Raw genomic sequence first — 24,447 nt, 5'->3', positions numbered from 1 at the left:
TCGCTGCCATGGCCTACAATCTCCGGCGCACGGCTACCCTCCTGCACGCCGTGGCCGCCTGATGCAGGAGGAATCTGCCTGCATCGCGCCCGGCGCTCCGATGAAGGGCGAAATCGGCGCGCATCATCAAGCTCAGAGCTTGCAGAAGCCCGTGCCGCTGGAGCATGCGTGCCATTCGGCGCATCCGCGCACAGGTCTCACTACTTTTCCCGGCTCCAGGTCAGGGTCACCCGGCACTCTTGGAAACCTCCGGTCCGAAGGTCGCCGCAACCCGCTTCGAGCGGCGCAGATACAGCCACCAGACCAGCACGAAGACCGCCGTTCGCACGCTGTCCTTCAGCCCCTCCGCCAGCATCGCCTCGGCGCCGGGGGCGGGGAGCTGCGCTAGCCCGGCCAGCAGGAAGGGCGCCGCGACCCGCCAGCCGAGCAGCGCCAGCAGGAAGCGCCTGGCCCGCGGCAGCGATCCCGGAGCCTTCCGCCACAGCAGGCTGCCGGTGCGAATGGCGTAGAGCAGGATCAGCGCTTCCCCGGCCAGGTTCACCCACAATGCCCTGGTCAGCGCTGGCCATTCCGCCAGCACCTCCGCTTCAGGCCAGCCGATCCAGGTGGCGACGATGGTGGCCGCCGGCATCAGCAAGGTCAGGGTCACGCAGAACAGCAGCAGCCAGCCGCCGACGCCGTGCGGCGCCTCGGCCGCGCTATCCAAGTTCGGCCCGCGCCGCCTGCAGCCGGGCCAGCGCCGCTTCATCCACTTTCGGATAGTGCAGGTCGAGCCCCTCCAGCGTCACCGCCAGCGCCTCGGCGACCACCAGCCGGGTGAACCATTTGTTGTCGGCCGGCACCACATACCAGGGCGCCTGGGCGGTGCTGGTCGCGCGGATCGCCTTTTCGTAGGCGTCCTGATACGCATTCCAGTGGCGCCGCTCAGCCACGTCGCCGGCGCTGAATTTCCAGTGCTTCTCCGGCTCCTCGATGCGCTTCAGGAAGCGCTCTCGCTGCTCCTCCTTGCTGACGTGCAGGAAGAATTTCACGACCTTCACCCCCTGCCGGCCGAGATAGGCCTCGACCGCGGCGATATCCGCCAGGCGCTCATTCCAGATCCGCTTGGTGCGCAGCGCCGGGGGCAGCCTCTGGCCTTCGAGGATCTCCGGATGGACCCGCGCCACCAGCACCTCCTCGTACCAGGAGCGATTGTGGATGCCGATCATGCCGCGGGCCGGCAGGGCGCGGAGGTGGCGCCAGAGGAAGTCGTGGTCCTTTTCGACCGGCCCCGGCGCCTTGAAGCTTTCCACATGGCAGCCCTGCGGATTGACGCCGCTGAACACATGCTTGATGGCGCCGTCCTTGCCCGCGGCATCCATCGCCTGGAAGATGCACAGCACCGCCCAGCGGTCCTGGGCGTAGAGCATGTCCTGCAGGGCGGCCAAGCGCTCGACACCCTCCTGCAGCAGGGCGGCGGCGGTCGGTTTGTCAACCTTAAAGCCGGCGGTGTCGGCCGGGTCATGGTCCTTCAGCTGGAAGCCCTTGCCGGTTTCCACCCGGTATTGCGTCAGCAGCTTGCGGCGGGCCTTGCTGTCCATCGGCATCGCTCCTGTCATCGCGCCAGCCGCAGCCAGACCACGGTCAGCACCTGCGCCGCCAGGGTCAGGCCGAGTGCCCAGGAATACCCCGCCGGATCCCAGCCACCGGTAGCGGTTCGTGGCCAAAGGTCGAGGATCAGCCCGATCACGTTCTGCAGCACGAAGACCAGGGCCAACATGCTGCCGTTCAGCGCCGTCGCCACCCGCCCGGTCAGCTCCGGCGGGAAGCGCTGCGCCAGCACCGCGTAGGCGACCGGCCCGCAGGAGCCGACGCAGGCGAAGGCGAACCACAGCGCGTGCAGCGCCAGCGGGTCGCGCGGCTGGGCGATCAGCGCCACCTGCACCAGCAGCATGGCGCCGAGGCCGGTGAAGGGCACCAGCATCGGATCCATCCCCTGCGCCTGCGCCGCCGAGGCCAGGTGGCCGCCCAGCAGGTGCCCGGTCATCATGCCAAGGGCATAGAACAACAGGACCTGCGCCCGCGGCCCATCCTCCAGCCCGCCGACATCGCGCAGCCAGGGCCCGGCCCAGAGCCCCTGGTAGGTGAACACCAGCCCGGAGAGCAGCGCCATCGCCGGCATGTAGCGAAGGAACTCCGGGTGGCGGAAAATCCGGGCGAATTCGCCGATCTCCACCGCCAGCCGCCGGCGCGGCACCGGCTTCGCCCCCGGCACCACGTGTGGGACGGAGAGCGCGATCCACAGCGAGACGCAGCAGCCGAGACCGGCGAGGCCAAGAAACACGCCACGCCAGCCGATCACCGGCAGCAGCAGCTGCACCGGCACCGTCGCCGCCAGCCCACCGGCGGCGCCGATGAACACTCCGGCGCCGGTGACTGCCGCCAGCCGCTGCGGCGGGTACCACTGGATATTGGCCTTCATCAGCCCGATCAGCGCGCCGGCAATGCCGATGCCGGTGACGAAGCGGGCGACCCCGAGCAGGCCGGGGTCGGGCGCCAGGGCGCAGAGCGCGAAGCCGAGCGCCGCGACCAGCGCGAGCCACATCTGCACCCGCCGCGCGCCATAAAGGTCGATCGCCAGCCCCACCGGCAGCTGAGTCAGCGCATAGGCGGCGAAGAACACCGCCGCCAGCGCCCCAAGGCCGCTGGCGGAAAGGCCGAATTCCAGCGCCATTGCCGGCCCGACCGTGGCGACGACGCTGCGCGACGCCTGGTTCAGGAAGCCCATGCCGGCGAAGGGCAGGGAGATGCGCAGGAAGCGGTTGCGGATGGCGGGCCCGGCTTCCGTGGATGGGGCTGGATGGCGGCGCGGCCGGTCCAGCCCCGCGGGCGCGGCCTTCTCGCTATCGGGCAAGGTCACTCCGGCTGGAAGCGCGCGTCGCGCAGCAGGGCGGTGTCCTTGCCGACATCGGCCGAGATGTAGGCTCGGGTGCCGGCGATGCTTTCGGTCACCGGCTCCACCGTCAGCGCCGAGCGCCGCTGCACCACCGGAGGGTCGGCGAAGTCTGCCTGCAACGCGGCATGCATCCGCTGGACGATCTCCGCCGGCGCGGCCAGGGCCGCCCCCGCTGTCAGTATCGCGCGCCGCCGCATCAACCCCTCCCCGTGTTCAGGCGCCGAGCTTCTCACGGTAGGTGCTCGGCTCCAGCCCCTTCACCTGTCGGGCGCGCTTCTCCAGCCAATAGGCCTGAGGCGGCGGCACCGAGGCGAACTCGGCGTCGACACCCAGCTTCTGCGCCGCATCCATCGGCCAGTTCGGATTGTAGAGAAGCTCCCGGCCCACCGCGATGAGATCGGCCTCGCCCTTCTGCAGGATGGCCTCGGCCTGGTCGGCATGGACGATCAACCCGACCGCCATGGACATGATCTCGGCCTCCCGCCGCAGCTTCGCGGCATAAGGCACCTGGTAGCCGTAGCCGATCGGCCCGGCCGAGACCACGGGCGAACCGCGCATGCCGCCGGAGGAGCAGTCCACCACATCCACCCCCTTCGGCTTCAGCAGCCGCGCCAGGCGGACGCTCTGGTCGGGGTCCCAGCCGGCGTCGTCCTCGACCGAGAAGCGGATGAACAGCGGCTTCTCCGCCGGCCAATGGGCCCGGATGCTTTCCACCACCTCGATGCAGAAGCGCATGCGGTTCAGTTCGGAGCCGCCGTACTCGTCGTTCCGCACATTGCTGAAGGGCGAGAGGAACTGGTGGATCAGGTAGCCATGCGCGGCGTGGATCTCCAGCACCTCGAAGCCGGCCTCATGGGCGCGGCGGGCGGCCTGGCCCCAATTCTCGATGACGCCGGGAATCTCCTCCCGCGTCAGGGCGCGCGGCGTCGGGTCGCTTTCCGGGCTGTTGATGGCGGAGGAGGAGACCAGCTCCCAGCCCTCCCAGTCCTCGATGTCCGGGGTGCGGACCAGCGGCCGGCCACCGTCCCAGGGGCGGAAGCGCCGTGCCTTGCGGCCGGAATGACCGAGCTGGAGGCCGGCGACCGAGCCATGCCGCTGGATGAATTCGACGCAGCGGGCGAGGCCCGGGACATGGGCATCCTCCCAGATCCCGAGGTCACCGACGGTGCCGCAGCCGCGCCGTTCCACCTTGGTGCTTTCCATCATCACCAGGCCGGCGCCGCCGGCGGCGTAGCGCCCGGCGTTCATCAGGTGCCAATCGGTCGAGAAGCCGCGCACGGCGGCGTATTGATGCATCGGCGCGACCACCACGCGGTTCTTCAGCGTGACCCCGCGCAGTGGCATCGGGGTGAACAGCAGCGGCGCGGCCATGGCGATTTCCCTTCAGGTTTCGTCGCCATGCTACAGCGCATTGCGCCAACGGGAACCCTACCCCCTCCGTATCGGTTGAGCGCATCATACGGAGGAGCCCAGGATGAGAGAGCAGCATCGCGTGGCGCTGGTGACCGGCGGCGCGCGTGGCATCGGCCAGGCGGTTGCCGCCCGGCTGGCGCGGGATGGCTGGTGCGTGGTGGTGGCCGACCGCGCGGCCGCTGCTCCACCCGACGGCGGGCGCGCGGTGGAGGTCGATGTCGCCGACGAAGCCGCGGTGGCGGCGCTGGTGCACGGCATCCGCCAGCGGGAGGGCCGGCTGGACGGGCTGATCTGCAATGCCGGCTTCATGGTGCGCAAGCCGCTCGGCGCGCTGACGCTCGGCGAGTGGAACGCCGTGCTCGGCACCAACCTGACCAGCACCTTCCTGCTGGTCCGCGCGGCGGAGGCGATGCTGCGGGCCTCGCATGGCGCGGTGGTCACCATCGGCTCCACCCGCGCGCGGCAGTCGGAGCCGGATACCGAGAGCTACAGCGCCTCCAAGGGCGGGCTGGTGGCGCTGACCCATGCGCTGGCCATCAGCCTGGGTCCGGATGTGCGGGTGAACTGCGTCAGCCCCGGCTGGATCCATACCTCGGAGGAGAGGCTGCGGCCGGAGGACCACATCCAGCACCCCGCCGGCCGGGTCGGCCGGGTGGAGGATGTGGCGGCGCTGGTGGCCTGGCTGCTGGGGCCGGAGGCCTGCTTCGCCACCGGCGCGGATTTCGTCATCGACGGCGGAATGACGCGGAAGATGCAATACGTGGACTGATTGGGGGGTAGCCTGTTTCTGGTTGAGCGGATCGGCGCTCCGGGGCGTGCGCGCCCCGCCGGGACCCGCCCTACCAGCGCCGCGCCGGGCCGCAGTCCAGGTGGACAAAGCCGTCGCGCCGATACAGCCCGACCCCGCCGACCTGCATCTCCGCCGCCAGCCGCGCCAGGGCCATGCTGTCCCGCCCCGGCAGCCGCACATCCGCGGCCATCCCCGACATGTGCAGCGAGGCGCTCGAGACCCGGCGACTCTGCCGGGCCCGCGCGGCGTTGGTTTCTGGCGAGCGGTAGCCGCTGATCACCTGGAAGCCCTCTGTGGCGTCCAGCCGCGCCGCCATGGTGTGCAGCAGGTCGAACAGCCGCGGGTCCATGGGCGTCGCCTCGCCACGCGAAGGGTCGCGGAACACCCAGTTGAGCTGGCTCAACGCCTCGCGGTCGTAGCGGCCATCCCGCCAGTAGATGCCGTCGAAGGTCTCGTTGGTCTGCATCCGCTCGATCAGCAGCCGCCGCGGACCGCCGCCGGCAATAAGCTGCGCCGCCGCCGGCGCCGCCAGCGCCGCGCTGGCGGCCAGCCCGAGCGCCCCGCGCAGCAGGCCGCGCCGCCCGCCGGCCGCGCCACCCTCGCAGCAGGCGCAGCGCCAGTGCCAGCCCGTCACCGCTGCGCCACCCGGGCGCGGGTGGAGTCCATGGCCCGGACATAGGCGGCGTCCAGCCCGTAGATGTCCGGCCGCAGCCGGACCTCGTTCCCCTCGACCACCGCGGTGGTGTAGTGCAGCCGCACCGGCAGGCTGCGCGGCGCGGTCACGGCGGTGGTCTGCCGGCTGTCGAGCACCCGCTGCACCTGCCCCCGGTTCCAGCCGGCCGCCCCTTCCAGTACGAGGTCCAGCAGCTCCAGCGGTCGTTCCAGCCGGATGCAGCCGGAGGAAAAGGCGCGATCGGGACGGCGGAACAGGTGCCGGTCGGGGGTGTCGTGCATGTAGATGGCCTCGGTGTTCGGCATGACGAATTTGATTCGCCCGAGGGCATTGGTATCGCCCGCGTCCTGGCGGATGATGTAGGGAAAGCGCTGCGGGTTCACGGTCTGCCAGTCGATCGTCATCGGGTCGATCTCGACCCGCTGGCCCTCGACATAGCTGAAGACACGGAAGCCCTTCTCCATCATCGCCCGCGGGTCGCGGCGGAAGCGTGGAAGCAGATCCTCCCGGGCATTGCGTTCAGGCACGCCCCAGGGTGGGTTGAATTGCACGCTGGTGAGCCGCACCCGCATCATCGGCGTGGCGCGGGCCGACTTGCCGACGATGACCGCCATCTCCAGCAACACCCGGTCGCGCTCGATCACCTGCAGGCGCTGGTGGGCGACATTGACCTCAATGTGCCGCTCAGTGGGCGCCGGGCCGGCGGCGCGGCGCTGGTCGAGCGCGGCGCGAAGCTGGCGCACCGCCACCTCCGCCGGGCGGTTGAGGGCGGCGAAGCTGAGCCGGCCGACCCGGCCATCCGGCTCCAGCGCCTCGGCCTCTTGGAAGCGCTTCATCGCGGCGACCAGGGCCTCGTCATAGGTGTCGTCACCGGTCGGCGGGACCAGCGGATCGCTGGCGGCGAGGCGGGCACGCAGCGCCGGCACCCGCACCGGATCGACGGCGCCAGGCTCCAGCGTGTCGCTGCCGGCGGGGACCGCAGGCCAGCCGCCGGCCGCGACCCGGGCGCGGGCGGCGGCCAGCGCCCGCTTCAGCGCCGCGGTGCCGGGCGGCAGCAGGGCGGCGCGGTCGATGACCGCAGCGGGTTCCGGTGCCGCCGCCAGCCGTGCCAGCCAAGGGCCCATCGGCAGGGCCGCCGTGTCGCGACGGATGTCGGGGCGGTTCGGCAAGCTGGTGACCCGGCCATGCAGCAGGTCGGTCAGCGCCAGCAGCGCGGCGCGCTGCAGCGCGGCCTGGTAGCCCGCGGGGTCGGCCAGGGCCTGGGCATCCTCGGGGACACCATAGGCGTGGGGGTCGAGCCCGTCCTCCTCCAGCCGGCGCAGCCGCTCGGCCAGACGCTGCTGGGCTTCCGCCGTGGGGCGGGCGAGCGGCCCGGGGGCAGGGATGCCGGCGGCCGGCGGATCGGCAAGTGCCGGGCCGGCCAGGCCGAGGAGGGCGAGGGCAAGGCCCAGAGCAGGGAGCGTGCGCACGCACCGGTGATACAGAAGGCGATCCGGTACTCCAAGCTTTCGTATCGCGAGCGGTGAGCCGGCGCGCGGGCTGGCAGGCGCATGGCGGCAACGGCCTGCCGCAACGCGCCTCGGCTCCCCGTCGCTACTGCGGCGTCAGCCCCAGCGTTTTCACCACCCGGCCCCAGGTCTCAATCTCGGTGCCGAGGAATTCGCGCAGCCGGGCCGGGTCCTCGCTGCGGACATCGAGGCCCTGGGTGGCCAGCTTGGCCCGCAGTGCCGGCTCGGCCATCACCCCGGCGATTTCGGTGTTCAGCCGCTGCACCACCGCCGGCGGCAGGCCGGGCTGGCCGGCCAGCATGAACCAGACCGAAAGGCCGAAGCCGGGCAGGGTTTCCGCCAGGCTCGGGATCTCGGGCGCCAGCGGCGAGCGCTGCGCGGTGGAGACGGCCAGCGCCCGAACCCGACCCTCGCGCGCCCAGACCAGCGCGTCGCCGAGGTCGGAGAAGGTGTAGCTCAGCCGCCCCTGGGCGGTGTCGGTCAGCGCCTCCGGCTGGCCGCGATAGGCGACATCCGGCACCTCGAGGCCGGCCATGTGTGCCATGAGCTGGCCGACGATCTGCCGGCTCGGCGCGCCATGGCCGAAGTTGAGCTGGCCCGGCCGCTGTTTCGCATAGGCGATCAGCTCCGCGGTGCTGTGCACCGGCAGGCGCGGATTGCAGACCAGCAGGTAGGGCGCGTCGGCGATCAGCGCGATGGGCAGCAGGTCACGTCGCGGGTCGTAGGACAGGTCCTTGATCATGTGCGGCGCGCTGGCACCGGTGGAGACGCCGACCATGACCAGGGTGTGGCCATCCGCCGGCGCGGCCAGCGCGGCGCGGATGCCGATCTGCCCCTGACCGCCGCCACGGTTGTCCACCACCACCGGCTGGCCCAGCCGCTCCGACAGCGGCGCGGCATAGAGGCGCGTCAGGATGTCGGTCTGGGTGCCCGGCGGGAAGGTGACGATGATGCGGATCGGCCGCTCCGGCCATGCGGCCCTTGCCGGACGCGGGGCGGCGAGCACCGCCGGCAGCGCGGCCATCACGGCACGGCGCGATGGGGAGCGGGGCAGGCTGGGCATGGTTCGGGCGTTCCTCGGTCTTGCTTGCCGCGGACGCTATGGCTGGCGGCCGGCGCTGGCAACCGCCGCGGTTGACGCCGCTGCCCGGCGGCGCGACCCTTCGCCGATTGCCGGCCGATCGACATGACCGGCGAGCTGCGCCACAGCGATCGTCCGTAGCCACCGGGAGTTGCCGCTATGAGCCCGCTCGACCAACCGCCGCCGCTCCGCAACAGCGACCTCGACGCCGCGCTGGCCGAGGCGCATGAGGCCTACACCGCGGCCCGGCCGAAGAGCGCCGCCATCCACGCCAGGGCGCGCGAGGTGATGCCCGGCGGGAATACCCGCAGCGTGCTGTTCTACACCCCCTTCCCGACCGCCATGGCGCGCGGCGAGGGCTGCCGGCTGTGGGATGTTGATGGCCGCGAATACCTGGACCTGCTCGGCGAATACACTGCCGGGCTGTTCGGCCATTCGGAGAAGCGGATCCTGGATGCGGTGCGGGATGCGCTGGAGCGTGGCATCAACCTCGCCTCGGTGGGGGAGAAGGAGGGGCAGCTTGCTTCCCTCATCGTCGGCCGCTTTCCCTCGGTCGAGATGGTGCGCTTCACCAACAGCGGCACCGAGGCGAACCTGCTGGCGCTGGCGGCGGCGCGCGCCTTCACAGGGCGGGTGAAGACCATGGTGATGCGCGGCGGCTACCACGGCGGGGTGCTGACCTTCGCCACCGAGAAGAGCCCGGTGAACGTGCCCATTCCGTTGGCCTTCACCGACTACAACGACCCCGAGGCGGCGCGGCGCAACATCCTGGCCGAGGGCGACCAGCTGGCGGCGGTGCTGGTGGAGCCGATGCTGGGTTCCGGCGGCTGCATTCCGGCGACGCGGGAGTTCCTGCAGGCGCTGCGCGACGCCACCCGGCAGACCGGCGCGGTGCTGATTTTCGACGAGGTGATGACCAGCCGGCATTCCGCCGGCGGGCTGCAGGCGCGGCATGGCGTCATTCCGGACATGACGACGCTCGGCAAATACATGGCCGGCGGGATGAGCTTCGGCGCCTTCGGCGGCCGGCGCGAGGTCATGGCGGTGTTCGACGGCCACAAGCCCGGCACCCTGGCGCATGCCGGCACCTTCAACAACAACGTCTGGTCGATGGCCGCCGGCTGCGTGGCGATGGGCGAGATCTTTGACGCCGCGGCGGCCGAGGCACTGTACGCGCGAGGCGAGGCACTGCGGCTGGCGCTGAACGGCGTGGCGCGGCGGGCCGGGGCGGCGATGCAGTTCACCGGCCTCGGCTCCATGGTGAACGTGCACTTCCGCGCGGAGCCGATCACCGGGCCTTACGCCGCCACCGAGGCGGAGAACAAGCTCCGGGAACTGTTCTTCTTCGACATGCTGGCCCAGGGCATCTACCTGGCGCGGCGTGGCATGGCGGCACTCTCCCTGCCGGTGACCGACGCGGATTGCGCCCGCTACGTCGCCGCGGTGGAGGAGTTCGTTGCGGCCCGGAAGCCGCTTCTCGGCCAGGCCGGATAGACCGGATCGCGGAGGGGCGTGAACACCCCGGAGCCTGAGTTCACTCTACCACGACAGGCTACAGCGGATTGGCGTTCAGACCTCAACGCCAAGCCGCTGTAGTCGCTGCACGGGATAGGAGGGCCCGCGACCGGGTGCTAGGCTGATGCCATGGTAGACACCTCCAGGCCACGCAACAGCGGTCCCCGCCGAATCCTGCTGCTGACCGGCGCCTCCCGCGGCATCGGCCATGCCACGGTGAAGCGTTTCTCGGCGGCCGGCTGGCGGGTCATCACCGTCTCCCGCCAGCCCTTCCCCGAGCAATGCCCGTGGGAGATGGGGCCGGAGGACCATATCCAGCTCGACCTCGGCGACCCCGCCGCGACCGCGCAGGCGATCGGGGAGATCCGCGCCCGGCTGGAGCCGGAGGGCGGCAAGCTGGATGCGCTGGTCAACAACGCCGCCATCTCCCCGAAGGGTCCCGGCGGGGCGCGGATGGGCAGCATCGCCACGCCGCTGGCGGATTGGCAGCGGGTGTTCCAGGTGAATTTCTTCGCCCCGATCCTGCTGGCGCGCGGGCTGATGGAGGAGCTGCAGCGCGCCCACGGCGCGGTGGTGAATGTCACCTCCATCGCCGGCAGCCGGGTGCACCCCTTCGCTGGTGCCGCCTATGCCACCTCCAAGGCTGCGCTGGCCGGGCTGACGCGGGAGATGGCGGCGGATTTCGCGCCGCTTGGCATTCGGGTGAACGCCATCTCCCCGGGCGAGATCGATACCTCCATCCTCTCGCCAGGGACGGAGAAGATCGTCAAGGAGCAGATCCCGATGCGCCGGCTGGGCACCCCGGCCGAGGTGGCGCAGGCGATCTACTTCCTCTGCACCGAGGCGAGCAGCTACGTGAACGGGGCGGAGCTGCACATCAACGGCGGGCAGCACGTATAGCTTTCCCCGCGACATGGACTCGCGCCGTCGCGAGGGTTCCGGCTTCCCTGTCTTCCCCCGGGCTTCGCACCGCTTCCGCGGCAAAGCCGCGGCAGGACGACTGGCGGTGGCCGCTTCCGCAGGGTGGCCTCAGCGCCCGCCGCCGACCGGCACCAGCGCACCGGTGATGTAGCTGGCCGCGTCGCTCAGCAGCCAGAGCACCGGCTCCGCCACCTCCTCGGCGCTGCCGCCGCGGCCGAGCGGGACACCCACCGACATGCGGGCGACGCGGTCCGGCATGCCCGCCGCGGCATGCAGCTCTGTCTCAATGAGACCTGGGTTCACCGCATTGACGCGCACCCCTTGCGCCGCCGCCTCCTTCGACAGACCGATGGTCAGCGTATCCACCGCGCCCTTGCTCGCGGCGTAGTGGATCCACTCGCCCGGGCCACCGAAGACCGAGGCGCGGGAGGAGACGTTGACGATGGCACCGCCCTGCGGCAGCCGCTTCAGCGCTTCCTTGCAGCAGGTGACGAGGCCGATGACGTTGGTGCGCAGCACCAGTTCCCACACCGCCTCCGGCGTCTCGGCCAAGGTACCCTTCGGCCCGGTGACGCCGGCATTGTTCACCAGCGCATCCAGCCGGCCGAAGCGGGCATCGATGGCGGCGAAGCTGGCGGCGACGGCGGCGGGGTCCGCCACATCCGCCTGCAGCGCCAGCACCGAGGCGCCTGCCGCCACCGCCGCCGCCTCGGTCTCCGCCGCCCGCGCCCGGTTGCCGGCGTAGGTGAAGGCGACATCCCAGCCGCGCGCCGCAGCCAGCCGAACCACCGCCGCGCCGATGCCGCGCCCGCCGCCCGTCACCAGCAAAACTCTCCGCTTCGTCATCACGCCCCTCCCGTCCGGTGGCTTTCGCAGGCACCATGGCGCCTAACTGTAATCGGAGGACAGGGTGCGTCAGCACGAAATGTTTCGTCGCAACATCTTCGCGGCGATGATGGCGTCGCTCGCCACGCCGGCCCTGGCCCAGGGCGCCTGGCCGACGGCACGCCCGATTCGCCTGGTGATCGGCTTCCCACCCGGGGGCTCGGCGGATTTCCTGGCGCGGACCCTGGCCGATCCGCTCGGCCGCGCGCTTGGACAGACGGTGGTGGTGGACAACCGTCCCGGCGCCGGCTCCAACATCGCCACCGAACATGTCGCGCGCAGCGATCCGGATGGGTACACTGTCCTGCTCGGCGGCAATTTCAGCCATGCGGTGAATCCGGCGATGTTCCGCCGGGTGAATTTCGACCCTATCGCCGATTTCACGCCGATCACCCAGGTCTGCGACCTGCCGACCATCATCGCGGTGAACGCGGACAAGGGCATCAACACCCTCGGCGAACTGCTGGGGCGCATCCGCAGCAGCCCGGGCAAATGGAATTACGCCACCCCCGGGATCGGGACGCCGAGCCACCTGACCGGCTCGATGCTGTCGAAGGCCACCGGGCTGGAGCTGACGCATGTGCCCTTCCGCGGCGGCGCGCCCTCGCTGACCGCGGTGCTGAGCGGGGATGTCGAGATCCTCATCGGTACGCCGCCGGTGGCGCTGCCGCATGTCCGCGCCGGCCGGCTGACGGCGCTGTCGCTCTCGACCACCGCGGCCTCGCCGGTGATCCCCGACGTGCCCGGCTCCGGCACGGCCGGGCTGCCGGCGCTCGACATCTCCGGCTGGTATGGCTTCTACGGTCCGGCCCGGCTGCCGAAGGCGATCCGCGACCGCTACTTCGACGTGCTGCGCGAGGTGCTGGCGCAGCAGTCCGTGAAGGACCGTTTCGCCCAGGAGGGGCTGCAGTCGATCGCGAGCGAGAGCCCCGAGGCCTTCGCCGCCTTCTCGGAGAAAGAGATGCCCTTCTGGGCGCAGGTGGTGCGCGATGCGGGCGCGATCGCGGAATGAGCATGACGCTGCATAGCTGGCCGGCGCAGCAGCGCGTCCGCCATGCCGCGGTGGCCGAGGGCGTGCCGCCGGAGATTGAGGATTGCGGCAAGGTGCTGCTGGCGACGACGCGCTCGCTGGCCGGCGGCCGCATCGCCGCGGCGGTGCGGGCGGCGATTGGCGCGAAGCTGGTCGCCGAGCACGCCGCCATGCGGGCGCATTCGCCGGTGGAGGATGTGCTCGCGCTCGCCGCGCTGCTTCGGGAGAGCGGGGCGGAGCGGGTGGTGGCGCTCGGCGGCGGCAGCGTTATCGACGGCGCCAAGGTGGCCTGCTTCGCGGTATGGAACGGCATCACGGATGGCCCGGCGCTGGTTGCCAGCGCCGGCACGCGGGGCGCCGCTGCCGCGGCCTGGGACCGGGTGGAGCCGAGCCCGCGCATCATCGCCGTGCCGACCACGCTCTCGGCGGCGGAGTTCGCCCCGCATGCCGGCTTCACCGACCTCGCCGCCGGGCGGAAATACCGCTCGACCCAGGCGATGCAGGTGCCGCGCGCGGTGGTGCTGGACCCGGCGGCGACATTGGAAACGCCGGCGGAGCTGCTGCTCTCCTCCGGCATCCGTGCGGTCGACCATGCGGTGGAGCGCTGGTGCGCGGCGGAGCGCGCGCCCTTCTCGGACGCCGTCTCCCGCCAGGCGCTGGAGATGCTGGCGGTGGCGCTGCCGGCGGTCCATCGTGACCCCGGCGACCTTGCCGCCCGCGGCGTGGCGCAGCAGGCGATGTGGCTCTCGGTCATGGGCGGCTGGGCCGGGGTGCCGACCGGGGCCAGCCATGGCATCGGCTACATCCTCGGCGGGGCGAGGGGGGTGCCGCATGGCATCACCTCCTGCCTCGGGCTGCCGGCGGTGATGCAGTGGAATGCGCCGGTGAATGCCGACCGGCAGGCGGATATCGCCCGTATCCTCGGCGGCGCGACCGGGGCGGAGGCGCTGCGCGGCTTCATCCGCGGCCTCGGCCTGCCGACGACCCTCGCCGAGGTCGGTATTGGGCAGGAGGAGATCGACGGCCTCGCCGCCCGCTGGGACGGAGGTCCGCCCATCGCCACCAACCCCCGTCCGGTCCGCAGCGTCGCCGATGTAGCCGAAATCTTGCGGTTGATGACGTAGCAGACTCGCAGAAACAGGAGGCTCACGGAAAAGGGAGGAAACTCGGGGGAGTTCCCTCCCTCGCCTTTCTTCCTTGCCTACGGCAACAACCGGCGCGAGCATCCGACGCCAAGCGGGGGTTAACCCCGCCATACGGAGGACGGCCGCGATGGAATTCGGATATTTCTCCATGCCTTCCCACCCGCCGGAGCGGGGCCTGAAGGAAGGCCATGAGTGGGATCTCCAGACCCTGCGGTGGCTGGATGAGCTGGGCTTCACCGAGGCCTGGATCGGCGAGCACCACACCGCGCCCTGGGAGCCGCATCCGGCGCCCGACCTGCTGGTCGCCCAGGCGCTGCTGCAGACCAAGCGGCTGCGCATCGGCCCCGGCGGTTTCCTGCTGCCCTACCACCACCCGGCCGAGCTGGCGAACCGCGTCGCCATGCTCGACCACCTCTCGGACGGGCGGTTGATGTTCGGCATCGCCGCCAGCGGCCTGCCGAGCGATTGGGCGATGTTCAACGTGGACGGCATGTCCGGCGCCAACCGCGACATGACGCGGGAGGCGCTGGAGATCATCCTGAAGCTCTGGAGCGAGGAGGGGCCGTTCCACTACGAGGGCAAGTACTGGAAGGTGGACAAGCCGGAGACCATGTTCGGCTTCCTCAAGCCGCACATCCTGCCCTTGCAGCGGCCGCATCCGCCGATCGGCGTGGCGGGCCTGTCGAAGAACTCCGACACGCTGAAGCTGGCCGGGGAGCGGGGCTTCCTGCCGCTCTCGCTGAACCTCAATCCAGCCTATGTCAGCAGCCATTGGGACAGCGTTGAGGCCGGCGCGCGCAAGTCGGGTCGCACGCCCTGGCGCGGCGACTGGCGGCTGGTGCGGGAGGTCTTCGTCGCCGAGACCGACGAGGAGGCCTGGCGGCTTTCCGTCGGTTCCATGATGGGCCGGATGATGGGCGAATACTTCCTGCCGCTGCTGTCCAACTTCGGCTTCAAGGAATACCTGAAGCACAGCCCGGAGGTCGCCGACAGCGACGTGACGGTGGAGTATTGCGCGAAGCACAACTGGATCGTCGGCTCACCCAAGACGGTCATCGAGAAGCTGGAGAAGGTCTATCACGACGTCGGCGGCTTCGGGCAGATCCTGGTCTTCGGCTTCGACTACAAGGACCAGCCGGAGGCGTGGCGCACCTCGCTCGGCATGCTGCAGACCGAGGTGCTGCCGAAGGTGAAGCATCTGCTGCCGGCGAAGCCGCAGGGAGCGCTGGCGGCGGCGCAGTAGCGGCGGCGGTCGCCGGGGCGGAAGCGCCCCGGCCTTCACCCTGCCTGCTGCAGCACCACCTGCAGGATCTCCGGCACTGCCCGGTCGAGCAGCGCCTGGTCCGCCGCCTCGGCGGCGCCAATGAAATACCAGGGCAGGCCGGGCGAGTCCCATTCGGCGCGGCCGAACGGCCGGCCGAACAGGTCGCGCAGCCGGTAGCCCAGCCCTTCGAAGAAGCGGAAATAGCTCTCGGCATCATAGCCATAGGCGCTGGCGGAGCCGGCCCGGGCATTCTCGAAGACGATCACCGGCCGATGCCGCGCCATCGCCTCGGCGGCGCCTTGCAGCGCGCGGAACTCGCCGCCCTCAAGGTCAAGCTTGACGAAGCGCCAGGCCCGCCCGGTGCCCGCCAGCACCTGGTCTAGGCGGATGGTCTCCACCGCGATCAGCTCGCGTTCCGGCGGCAGGGGATAGGGGCGGGGTTGCAGGCCACTGTAGCCGTCGGCATTGCGAATCCAGTGGAAGCTGGCGCTGCCGTCCTGCTCGGCCAGCGCTTCCTGCCGGATCTCGAGCTGTGGCAGGCGGCGCTGGTCGCGCTCGATGCGCAGGGTCTCGGCCAGCCAGGGGATGGGCTCGAAGGCGATGACATGGCCGGTCGGGCCGACCAGCTCGGCCATGGGAAAGCTGTGCAGGCCACGGTTGGCGCCGCCATCCACCGCGAGGGCGCCGGGGGCGAGCACCGCCCGGTAGAGGCCGGCGATGATGTCCTCGAAGATATTGGCGCTGTCCTGCAGGGCGAACAGCCTTGGAATGGGATCGGTCATGGCAGCCGCGATGCGGAAGCCCCGACCCTCGCGGTTCGCCCCTGCCTTGTCAAAACTTCCAGCCCGGCGTTCAGGAGGCGGCGACGACCTGGTCGCCGCCGCGGTGGCGCGCCGTCCACATCGCGTCGCGCGCCGAGAACACCAGCGCATCCCCCGGCAGGTCGCGGCCGACCGCCATGCCGATGCTGCAGCTCACCGGCATGGCCCCGGCCGGGGTCGGCACCGGGGCATCGGCGATGGCCGCGCGCAGCCGCTCCGCCGCGGTGGCGGCCTGGGCGGGGAAGATCTCGGCCAGGCAGATGGCGAAGCCGGCGCCCATGCGCCCGACCAGGTCATGGCCGCGGATGACCTCCTGCAACCGGTCGGAGACGCCGAGCAGCACCGCATCGGCGGTCGCCTGGCCATGGCGGGCCCGCAGCAGGTCGAGGCTGTCCACCTCCAGGCACAGCAGCCCGACCAGTGGCCCGCCGGGTTCGGTCAGGCCCAGCACCGCCTCCAGGAAGCGGTGCAGCGCGGCTTCGGTCGCTGCGCCGGTCAGCGGGTCCTTCTGGTCACCACGGGCGGCGTTGATCATCTGGCCTTCCTGACAAAGCGCATCGGCAACCGGCGCTGGCTGGCGGCATAGAAGGCAGAATGCGGTTGCCGCAGCGTTAATCAGTTTGCGTACCGCTGGCCGAATTTGGACGATTTCGGAATGGTCCGGAAGGTCTCCCGGCGCGGCTGTCAAGCCTGCAATCGCATTAACAGCCCTGAGCGCTGGACACATTAAGGGGACTCAAGCGCCAGGCGCAAATCTCCGATCTGCTTGGCTTCGTACCGATTGGCGCGGGCTGGATCTGTGGCTCAGGGCCGATCGGTGAACCGGTCCCTGGAATTATTCCTCATCCAACATGCCGGCCAGCTTCATGGCGACACCCTTCGACCCCTCGATCCGCAGCCGGCCGGTCGAGAACGCCAGCATCGGGCTCAGCCGCCCGGCGATCAGCCGTTCCAGATCCGTGGCCGAGAGGCTGAGCGCCGTATCGGCCTCGGTCTCCGGCGCGGTGGCGGTGATGACGGCGGCCGGCCCGGTGCCGTCGAGCAGGATCGCCTCCCCGGTGTCGGTCAGGTCGAAGCGCACCCGGTAGCCCAGCCGCCGCAGCGCCCCGGCGCGGGCTTCAAGGCTGGCGATCAGGCTGGCGGCATCGGGCATTGGTGGCACTCCTTCCTGCGTGATCCGGGCGTGCGGCGGCCAAGCGTAAATGTATTGATATTCAAGGATATGGCGCCTGGAAACCGGCGCCCGACCGGGCGCGTTATGGTTGACCTATACGTAATATTCTTTGATATTAGGTGAGTACACTGTCACCGGCGGCACATTCGGGGCGGGAGTATGGCAAGTCATGCAGCGTAGCAGCAGCATAGGCACCGCCGCCGCCCTCGGTGCCGTCATCCTTGCTACCGACGCCCGAGCCACCGGCTATGAGTTGCGCGAGCAGAGTGCGGTAGGGCAGGGCGCCGCCTTCGCCGGCGCTGCGGCGCGCGGCGACGATCCCAGCATGATCTTCTTCAACCCCGCCGCCATGGCCTGGCTGCCCGGCACCCAGGTCGCAATCGTCGGTTCCGGCGTCTTCCCGGCCGTCGAGGCGATCTCCGGCACCGCGACCCGCAATGCCACTCTCGGCGGGTCCCGCATCGCCGGCTCGCTCGGCGGCGACATCGGGGTCGATGCCTTCGTCCCCGCAGTCTATGCCACCACCGCCATCGGCCCCGACTGGCGTGTCGGCCTGAGCGTCACCGCGCCCTGGGGGCTGGTGACGAAATCCGCCAATGAATCCATCAGCCTCTACCACGCGCTCACCTCCTCGCTGCGGACCGTTGACATCGCCCCGGCGGTGTCCTGGCGGCCACTGCCGAACCTCGCCTTCGGTGCCGCGCTCCACATCCAGTATGCCGTGGCGCGGCTGTCCAACGCGGTTGATTTCGGCGCCGTCGGCGCCCGGGCCGGGCTGGTCCCCGGCAGCCGCGACGGCCGTGCCACCGTCAGCGGCAATGACATCGACCTCGGCTGGCAGATCGGCACGCAATGGGAGCCGCTCGTCGGCACCCGGCTCGGCCTCGCCTTCCGCTCCGCAGTGTTCCACGGGCTGAAGGGCGATGCGAGCTTCGAAGGCGTGCCGGCCCCGCTCACCGGGCCGCGGGACTTCGCCCACACCAGCGCCCGCGCCAAGCTGGTGACGCCGGAGACGCTGACGCTCGGCCTCCAGCAACGCATCGACGACCGGATCACCCTGCTGGTAGGCGCCGAATGGACCAATTGGTCCCGCTTCCAGGAACTGGTGGTCACCTTCGACAACGGTCGGGCGCCCTCGGTCACCGAGCAGCGCTGGCGCGACAACTGGTTCCTCTCGCTCGGCGGCGAGTATCGCTGGAATGAGGCGCTGACCCTCAGGGCCGGCATCGCCCATGACCAGACGCCGGTGCGCACGGCGGAGCGCACGCCACGCATCCCGGACAACGACCGCACCTGGCTCTCGATCGGCGCCAGCTACGCGCTGAAGCCGGGCGTGATCGTCTCGGCCGGCTACACCCACATCTTCGCGCCGGACGCCAGGGTGGAGCTGGCCGATCCCGGGCCGGGCAGCAGCAACCTGCTGCGCGGCAACCTGAACTCCGTCTACAGCGCCTCGGTCGATATCGTGACCGCGCAGCTGCGTTTCCTGTTCTGAGGCGCAAGCCCCATGCAGATCATCGCGCCAACCTACCCCTGGCTACGGTCCTACCCGCCCGGCATTGCCTGGGACATGGTGCCGGAGCCCGGCACCCTGCCAGCGATGTTCGAGGACGCGGTCGCCCGCTTCGCCGACCGCCCCTGCCTGGACTTCCTCGGCCGCCGCTGGCGCTATGCCGAGCTCGGCGAGGCGGTGGCACGGGTGGCGGAGGGCTTCCGCCGGCTCGGCATCGGCCCGGGGTCGCATGTCGGGCTCTGCCTGCCGAACTCGCCCTACTACCCCATGGCCTTCTACGGCGCGCTGCGGGCCGGGGCGACGGTGGTGAATTTCAACCCGCTGCATGTTGCCGAGGAGCTGGCGGCGCAGGCACGGGACGCCGAGGTCACGCTGATGGTGGCGCCCGACCTCGACCCCATCCTGCCGCGGGTGCTCGGGCTGCTGGGTAAGGGGCCGGTGGGCCGCGTGGTGGTGTGCCGCTTCGCGGCGGCGCTGCCGATGCTGAAGGGCCTCGGCTTCCGGCTGCTGCGGCGTCGCGCCATCGCCCGCGTCCCGGCCGATGACCCGCGGGTGCTGCACTGGGAAGGGCTGGCCACGGCGCCGCCGATCGCGGCGCCGCTGGCTGTGCGGCCGGGTGACGTCGCCGTGCTGCAATACACCGGCGGCACCACCGGCACGCCGAAGGCGGCGATGCTGACCCACGCCAACCTCACCGCCAACCTGGCGCAGGTGCAGGCCTGGTCGCCCGGCAATATCCCCGGGCAGGAGCGGGTGCTGGCGGTGCTGCCCTTCTTCCATGTCTTCGCCCTGACCTCGGTGCTGAACGCCGGCATCGGCTGGGGGGCCGAGCTGGTGCTGCTGCCGCGGTTCGAGCCGGCGCAACTGCTGGCCACCATCCGCCGCACCCGGCCGACCCTGTTCTTCGGCGTGCCGACGCTGTTCAAGGCGGTGCTCGACCATTGCGCGAAGCCGGGGGGCGCCAAGCCGGGGGAACTGGCGTCGGTGAAGCTCTGCATCTCCGGCGGCGCGCCGCTGCCGCTGGAGGTGAAGCGGGCGTTCGAGGCCGCCTCTGGCTGCGTGCTGGTGGAGGGCTACGGGCTGACCGAGGCCTCCCCGGTCTGCCTCTGCAACCCGGTCGAGAGTGAGAACCGGCCGGGCAGCATCGGCCTGCCACTGCCCGCGGTCCGGGTCGAGATCCGCGCGCTGGACGGCTCCGGCACGGTGCTGCTGCCGGGCGAGCCGGGCGAGCTCTGCGTCGCCGGGCCGAACGTCATGGCCGGCTATTGGCGGCGGCCGGAGGAGACCGCCGCGGTGCTCGGCGAGGATGGCTTCCTCCGCACTGGCGATGTCGGGGTCATGGATGCCGATGGCTATGTCACCCTCATCGATCGGATCAAGGATCTGATCCTCTGCTCCGGCTACAATGTCTATCCGCGCACCATCGAGGAGGTGTTGTACCGTCACCCGGATGTGGTGGCGGCGACGGTGGTGGGGGCGCCGGATCCCTATCGCGGCGAGCATCCGGTCGCATTTGTCGAGTTGCGGCCGGGCAGCACGACGGATGCCGATGCGCTGCGTGAATTCCTGCGTGACAAGCTGTCCGCCATCGAACGGCCGCGGCGGATCGAGATCCGCGCAAGCCTGCCGCGCACCGCCGTCGGCAAGCTTTCGAAAAAAGAGTTGAAGGCGGAGTTGCTGGCGTTGCGCAAGGACAAGAGGTGATGCGACAGGTCGTTGCGGAGCGGTTTGTGCCGGGCCATCTTCCAAGCGGCAAGGCCGGGGACGCGGGCAGGGATGCACGATTTCTTCACCGTCAACCAATTGGCAGAGGAACTCGGCGTCACCGCGCGCGCCATCCGCTTCTACGAGGCGAAGGGGCTGATCGCGCCGCGCCGGGCCGGCACGACGCGGGTGTTCGACCGACACGACCGCGGACGGCTGCTGCTGGTGCTGCGGAGCAAGCGGCTCGGCTTCTCTCTGGCCGAGATCCGCGAATACCTCGACCTCTACGATGCCGACCGCAGCCAGCTGTCCCAGGTCGGGCTGCTGCTGGCCAAGGCCCGGCAACGCATCGCCGAGCTGGAGCAGCAGCGGCGCGACCTCGACCAGACCCTGGCCGAACTGCACGAGGTGGCGCGCGAGGCGGCCGAGGCGCTGGCGGCGCGGGAAGCAACGCGCGGCTGAGGCGGATACCGCCGCCCCGGCCGGCAGGACGAGGAACAGCGGCATGACCGATGTGGTGATCGCGGCCTATCGCCGCTCGCCATTCCACTTCGCCCATAAGGGCGAGCTGGTGAAGCTGCGGCCTGATGAGATGGCGGCGCAGGTGGTGCGCGCCCTGGTCGCCGACACCGGGATCGACCCGGCGACCGTCGAGGACCTCGTCCTCGGCTGTGCCTTCCCGGAGGGCGAGCAGGGGCTGAACGCGGCGAAGCTCATCGCCTTCATCGCCGGCCTGCCGGAGAGCATGGGCGGCACCACGGTGAACCGCTTCTGCGGCAGCTCGATGCAGGCGGTGCACCAGGCCGCGGGCGCGATCCACATGGGCGCCGGGGACGCATTCCTCTGTGCGGGCGTCGAGAGCATGTCGCGGGTGCCGATGATGGGCTTCAACCCGATGCCACATCCCGGCCTCGCGGAGCGCTACCCGCAGGCCTACATCTCCATGGGCGAGACGGCGGAGAATGTCGCCCGCCGCTACCAGCTCACCCGAGCCGAGCAGGATGGCTTCGCCGTGCGCAGTCACGCCAAGGCGGCGGCGGCGCAGCGCGAGGGAAGGCTGGAGGCCGAGATCACCCCCGTCGAGGTTGCCGGCAAGCCGGTGGCGCAGGATGGCTGCATCCGGCCGGAAACCAGCGCCGAGGGGCTGGGGGGCCTGAAGCCGGCGTTCCGCCAGGATGGCAGCGTGACCGCCGGCACCGCCTCTCCCCTTACGGATGGCGCGGTGGCGCTGCTGGTCTGCTCGGCCGAATACGCCCGCAGCCATGGGCTGACGCCGCTGGCGAAGGTGAAATCGGTGGCGGTCGCCGGCTGCGCGCCGGAGGTGATGGGCATGGGGCCGGTGGAGGCGACGCGGAAGGCGCTGGCCCGCGCTGGCATTGCGGCGCGCGACCTCGATGTGGTGGAGCTGAACGAGGCCTTCGCCTCCCAGGCACTGGCCTGCCTGCGCGAGCTTGGCATCGAAGAGGCGAAGGTGAATCTGGATGGCGGCGCCATCGCCCTCGGCCATCCGCTGGGGGCGACCGGCGCGCGTATCACCGGCAAGGCGGCGCAGCTGTTGCAACGGGAAGGCGGGCGCTACGCGCTGGCGACGCAATGCATCGGCGGCGGCCAGGGCATCGCCACGGTGCTGGAGGCGGTGTGATGTCCGGCACGACCGGCGCGCCGATGGTGGCGACCGAGGCGCAGGCCATGACCGCGCCAACCGGCGCCGTGCCGCCGGGGTCCCCCATCCGGCGGGTCGGCGTGGTGGGCGCCGGGGTCATGGGCGCCGGCATTGCGGCGCAGGTGGCGAATGCCGGCATTCCTGTCGTGCTGCTGGACATCGTGGCCGGCGGCGCGGCCAGGGCGGTGCAGGCCATGCTGCGGGCCGAACCGGCGCCCTTCATGCACCGGGGCGCGGCGCGGCTGGTGACGGCGGGCGACCTCGGCGGCGACCTTGCGCTGCTGGCCGGATGCGATTGGATCATCGAGGCGATCATCGAGCAGCCTGAGGCCAAGCGCGCGCTCTACGCCCAGCTCGACGCGGTGCGAAAGCCCGGCTCCATCCTCTCCTCCAACACCTCGACAATTCCGCTGGCCGCGCTGGTGGAGGGCCGTGGCGACAGCTTCGCCATGGATTTCCTCATCACCCATTTTTTCAACCCGCCGCGCTACATGCGGCTGCTGGAGATGGTGCGCGGGCCGGCGACGCGGGCGGAGGCGGTCGCGGCCATCAGTGAGTTCGCCGACCGCAGCCTCGGCAAGACCGTGATCCCCTGCAAGGATCGGCCGGGCTTCATCGCCAACCGCATCGGCGGGCTGTGGATGCAATCCGCCATCAACCGCGCCATCGACCTCGGCCTGACGGTGGAGGAGGCGGATGCTCTGATGAGCCGCCCGATCGGCGTGCCGAAGACCGGCGTCTTCGGGCTGCTCGACCTGGTGGGCATCGACCTGATGCCGCATGTCGCTGCCAGCATGAAGGCGACGCTGCCCGGCACCGATCCCTATGTGCAGGGGCTGCGCGAGCATGCCGTCATCTTGAAGATGATCGCCGAGGGTCGCACCGGGCGCAAAGCCAAAGGCGGCTTCTACACCCGCGTCAAAGGGGCCGATGGCGAGAGCCTGAAGCGTGCCCTCGACCTTACCACCGGCGAGTACCGGGAGAGCGAGACGCCGCGGCTCGAAAGCCTGTCGCTGCGCGACCTGCGGGCGCAGGCCACGCATCCGGACCGCGGTGGACGCTACCTGCGGGCGGTGCTGCTCGACCTGCTCGGCTACGCCGCGTCGCTGGTGCCGGAGATCGCCGACAGCGTGGCGGATGTCGATGCCGCCATGCGGCTCGGCTACAACTGGAAATACGGGCCGTTCGAGCTGATCGATCGGCTCGGCGCTGCCTGGCTGGCGCGGGCGCTGGCCGAGGACGGCAGGCCGGTGCCGCCGCTGCTGGCGCGGCTGGGCGAGGGCAGCTTCTACCGCGTCGAGGCCGGTGTCCTGGAATACTTCGGCACCGATGGTGATTACCACCCGGTGCCGCGCCCAGCGGGCGTGCTGCTGCTGGCCGATGTGAAGCGCCGCGGCCAGCCGCTGGCGCGGAATGGCAGCGCCTCGCTCTGGGACATCGGCGACGGCGTCGCCTGCCTGGAATTCCATTCCAAGATGAATGCGATCGACCCCGATACGCTGGCGATGCTCGGCAAATCGGTGGCGATGGGGAAGCAGGGGGCCTTCAAGGCGCTCGTCATCCACACTGAGGGCGAGCAGTTCAGCGTCGGTGCCAACATCGGCCTCGCCCTGTTTGCCGCCAACATCGCCGCCTGGGGCGAGATCGAGAGCATGGTGGAGGGCGGACAGAAGGCGATGCGGGCATTGCGCGCGGCGCCTTTTCCGGTGGTCGGCGCCCCCTCAGGCATGGCGCTCGGCGGCGGCTGCGAAGTGTTGCTGCATTGCGCCGCGGTGCAGGCGCATGCCGAGACCTATATTGGGCTGGTCGAAGCCGGCGTCGGCCTCATCCCCGGTTGGGGCGGCTGCACCACCATGCTGCGCCGCTGGGCCGAGAACCCACGCGCGCCCAAGGGCCCGATGCCGCCGGTGGCCAAGGCCTTTGAGATGATCTCGACCGCGCAGGTGGCGAAATCCGCCTTCGAGGCGAAGGAGATGCTGCTGCTGCGGCAGACGGATGGCATCACCTTCAACCACGACCGGCTGCTGGCCGATGCCAAGGCGCGGGCGCTGGCGATGATCGAGGGACATGTCCCGCCGGAGACCAGGCCGCTGCGGCTGCCTGGTGCCTCCGGCCGCGCCGCGCTGCGGCTGGCGGTGGAGCAGCAGGCGGCGCTCGGCCGCGTCACCCCGCACGACCGGGTGGTCTGCGACACGCTGGCCGAGACGCTGACCGGCGGCCGGCGCGACCACACTGAGGAGACACCGGAGGCCGAGGTGCTGGCGCTGGAACGCAAGGGCTTCATGGCGCTGCTGCGGACCCCGGCCACCCTCGCCCGGGTCGAGCACATGCTGGAGACCGGCCGCCCGCTGCGGAACTGACGGCCCGCGACGTCACGCCACTCGTCATGGTCGGCCATGACGGTCAGATCGG

General features: G+C 70.7%; 23 protein-coding genes. 11 read left to right on the top strand and 12 right to left on the bottom strand.

Annotation, left to right across the window (positions count from 1 at the left end; all coding sequences use genetic code 11):
* Window positions 1-226 precede the first annotated feature (226 nt).
* From H7965_RS21925 to H7965_RS21905, 5 genes are read right to left on the bottom strand one after another with little or no spacing between them, the layout of a single operon-like run.
* Window positions 227-706, bottom strand: coding sequence for a DUF2569 family protein (locus tag H7965_RS21925; RefSeq protein WP_186772718.1), 480 nt, complete (start codon window positions 704-706; stop codon window positions 227-229).
* Window positions 699-1,580 carry a polyphosphate kinase 2 family protein gene (locus H7965_RS21920; protein ID WP_186772717.1) on the bottom strand — a complete coding sequence of 294 codons (882 nt, stop codon included), beginning with the start codon at window positions 1,578-1,580 and terminating at the stop codon, window positions 699-701. Before H7965_RS21920 ends, H7965_RS21925 begins: the two co-directional genes overlap by 8 nt.
* 14 nt (window positions 1,581-1,594) lie before the next feature.
* The gene (locus H7965_RS21915; protein ID WP_186772716.1) at window positions 1,595-2,893 is read right to left on the bottom strand and encodes an MFS transporter; all 1,299 of its coding nucleotides are present in this window, start codon (window positions 2,891-2,893) and stop codon (window positions 1,595-1,597) included.
* 2 nt (window positions 2,894-2,895) lie between these two features.
* Window positions 2,896-3,132, bottom strand: coding sequence for a hypothetical protein (locus H7965_RS21910; protein WP_186772715.1), 237 nt, complete (start codon window positions 3,130-3,132; stop codon window positions 2,896-2,898).
* 16 nt (window positions 3,133-3,148) lie between these two features.
* A complete protein-coding gene (locus H7965_RS21905; protein ID WP_186772714.1) occupies window positions 3,149-4,306 on the bottom strand; it encodes an NADH:flavin oxidoreductase/NADH oxidase in 1,158 nt (385 codons plus the stop codon).
* A gap of 103 nt (window positions 4,307-4,409) precedes the next feature.
* Here H7965_RS21905 and H7965_RS21900 point away from each other — a divergent pair, with 103 nt between their 5' ends.
* Window positions 4,410-5,117 (top strand): SDR family oxidoreductase, encoded by a 708-nt coding sequence (locus H7965_RS21900; protein WP_186772713.1) that lies wholly within the window; start codon window positions 4,410-4,412, stop codon window positions 5,115-5,117.
* 70 nt (window positions 5,118-5,187) lie between these two features.
* On the opposite strand, the gene H7965_RS21895 is transcribed toward H7965_RS21900, so the two are convergent.
* The 3 genes from H7965_RS21895 to H7965_RS21885 form a co-directional block, all read right to left on the bottom strand.
* Complete coding sequence (locus tag H7965_RS21895; protein ID WP_186772712.1) at window positions 5,188-5,772, bottom strand: DUF882 domain-containing protein; 585 nt, start codon at window positions 5,770-5,772, stop codon at window positions 5,188-5,190.
* On the bottom strand, window positions 5,769-7,280 hold the full coding sequence (locus tag H7965_RS21890) for a L,D-transpeptidase family protein (protein WP_229682736.1): 1,512 nt from the start codon (window positions 7,278-7,280) through the stop codon (window positions 5,769-5,771). The genes H7965_RS21895 and H7965_RS21890 overlap by 4 nt, the downstream gene beginning before the upstream one ends.
* Window positions 7,281-7,404: 124 nt before the next feature.
* A complete protein-coding gene (locus tag H7965_RS21885; RefSeq protein ID WP_186772711.1) occupies window positions 7,405-8,382 on the bottom strand; it encodes a Bug family tripartite tricarboxylate transporter substrate binding protein in 978 nt (325 codons plus the stop codon).
* A gap of 177 nt (window positions 8,383-8,559) precedes the next feature.
* On the opposite strand from H7965_RS21885, the gene H7965_RS21880 reads away from it, so the two are divergent.
* Window positions 8,560-9,894: an aspartate aminotransferase family protein gene (locus H7965_RS21880; protein ID WP_186772710.1), complete on the top strand. Its 1,335-nt coding sequence runs from the start codon at window positions 8,560-8,562 to the stop codon at window positions 9,892-9,894.
* 150 nt (window positions 9,895-10,044) lie between these two features.
* The gene (locus H7965_RS21875; protein WP_186772709.1) at window positions 10,045-10,815 is read left to right on the top strand and encodes an SDR family NAD(P)-dependent oxidoreductase; all 771 of its coding nucleotides are present in this window, start codon (window positions 10,045-10,047) and stop codon (window positions 10,813-10,815) included.
* 129 nt (window positions 10,816-10,944) lie between these two features.
* Here the strand turns inward: H7965_RS21875 and H7965_RS21870 are convergent, their stop codons facing one another.
* Window positions 10,945-11,682 carry an SDR family oxidoreductase gene (locus tag H7965_RS21870; RefSeq protein ID WP_186772708.1) on the bottom strand — a complete coding sequence of 246 codons (738 nt, stop codon included), beginning with the start codon at window positions 11,680-11,682 and terminating at the stop codon, window positions 10,945-10,947.
* Between the two features lie 64 nt (window positions 11,683-11,746).
* Between H7965_RS21870 and H7965_RS21865 the strand changes: the two genes are divergently transcribed.
* The 3 genes from H7965_RS21865 to H7965_RS21855 all read left to right on the top strand — a co-directional run bounded on the left by H7965_RS21865 (window position 11,747) and on the right by H7965_RS21855 (window position 15,139).
* A complete protein-coding gene (locus H7965_RS21865; protein WP_186772707.1) occupies window positions 11,747-12,733 on the top strand; it encodes a Bug family tripartite tricarboxylate transporter substrate binding protein in 987 nt (328 codons plus the stop codon).
* A gap of 2 nt (window positions 12,734-12,735) precedes the next feature.
* Complete coding sequence (locus tag H7965_RS21860) at window positions 12,736-13,875, top strand: iron-containing alcohol dehydrogenase (RefSeq protein ID WP_186772706.1); 1,140 nt, start codon at window positions 12,736-12,738, stop codon at window positions 13,873-13,875.
* A 148-nt stretch (window positions 13,876-14,023) separates the two neighbouring features.
* Window positions 14,024-15,139: an LLM class flavin-dependent oxidoreductase gene (locus tag H7965_RS21855; RefSeq protein ID WP_186772705.1), complete on the top strand. Its 1,116-nt coding sequence runs from the start codon at window positions 14,024-14,026 to the stop codon at window positions 15,137-15,139.
* Between the two features lie 35 nt (window positions 15,140-15,174).
* Here H7965_RS21855 and H7965_RS21850 read toward each other — a convergent pair whose 3' ends face one another.
* From H7965_RS21850 to H7965_RS21840, 3 genes are all read right to left on the bottom strand, one after another.
* On the bottom strand, window positions 15,175-15,942 hold the full coding sequence (locus H7965_RS21850) for an FkbM family methyltransferase (RefSeq protein ID WP_186772704.1): 768 nt from the start codon (window positions 15,940-15,942) through the stop codon (window positions 15,175-15,177).
* A gap of 70 nt (window positions 15,943-16,012) precedes the next feature.
* On the bottom strand, window positions 16,013-16,516 hold the full coding sequence (locus H7965_RS21845) for a GGDEF domain-containing protein (RefSeq protein ID WP_186772703.1): 504 nt from the start codon (window positions 16,514-16,516) through the stop codon (window positions 16,013-16,015).
* Window positions 16,517-16,816: 300 nt separating this feature from the next.
* Window positions 16,817-17,134 carry an SCP2 sterol-binding domain-containing protein gene (locus H7965_RS21840; RefSeq protein ID WP_186772702.1) on the bottom strand — a complete coding sequence of 106 codons (318 nt, stop codon included), beginning with the start codon at window positions 17,132-17,134 and terminating at the stop codon, window positions 16,817-16,819.
* Window positions 17,135-17,324: 190 nt separating this feature from the next.
* Between H7965_RS21840 and H7965_RS21835 the strand changes: the two genes are divergently transcribed.
* The 5 genes from H7965_RS21835 (at window position 17,325) to H7965_RS21815 (ending at window position 24,395) form a co-directional block, all read left to right on the top strand.
* Entirely contained in the window at window positions 17,325-18,650 is a 1,326-nt protein-coding gene (locus H7965_RS21835; RefSeq protein ID WP_186772701.1) for an OmpP1/FadL family transporter, read from the top strand.
* Window positions 18,651-18,662: 12 nt separating this feature from the next.
* Window positions 18,663-20,372 carry a long-chain-fatty-acid--CoA ligase gene (locus H7965_RS21830; protein WP_186772700.1) on the top strand — a complete coding sequence of 570 codons (1,710 nt, stop codon included), beginning with the start codon at window positions 18,663-18,665 and terminating at the stop codon, window positions 20,370-20,372.
* A gap of 72 nt (window positions 20,373-20,444) precedes the next feature.
* Window positions 20,445-20,834 carry a MerR family transcriptional regulator gene (locus H7965_RS21825; protein WP_186772699.1) on the top strand — a complete coding sequence of 130 codons (390 nt, stop codon included), beginning with the start codon at window positions 20,445-20,447 and terminating at the stop codon, window positions 20,832-20,834.
* A 43-nt stretch (window positions 20,835-20,877) separates the two neighbouring features.
* Window positions 20,878-22,014 (top strand): thiolase family protein, encoded by a 1,137-nt coding sequence (locus tag H7965_RS21820; RefSeq protein ID WP_186772698.1) that lies wholly within the window; start codon window positions 20,878-20,880, stop codon window positions 22,012-22,014.
* Window positions 22,014-24,395, top strand: coding sequence for a 3-hydroxyacyl-CoA dehydrogenase NAD-binding domain-containing protein (locus H7965_RS21815; protein ID WP_456308192.1), 2,382 nt, complete (start codon window positions 22,014-22,016; stop codon window positions 24,393-24,395). The genes H7965_RS21820 and H7965_RS21815 overlap by 1 nt, the downstream gene beginning before the upstream one ends.
* The last annotated feature ends 52 nt before the right edge of the window (window positions 24,396-24,447 follow it).

It is taken from the genome of Siccirubricoccus deserti (assembly GCF_014283215.1).
Classification (GTDB): Bacteria; Pseudomonadota; Alphaproteobacteria; order Acetobacterales; family Acetobacteraceae; genus Siccirubricoccus; species Siccirubricoccus deserti.
Note: the sequence above shows the minus strand (reverse complement) of the source record. Positions and strands in the feature narration are given on the sequence as shown.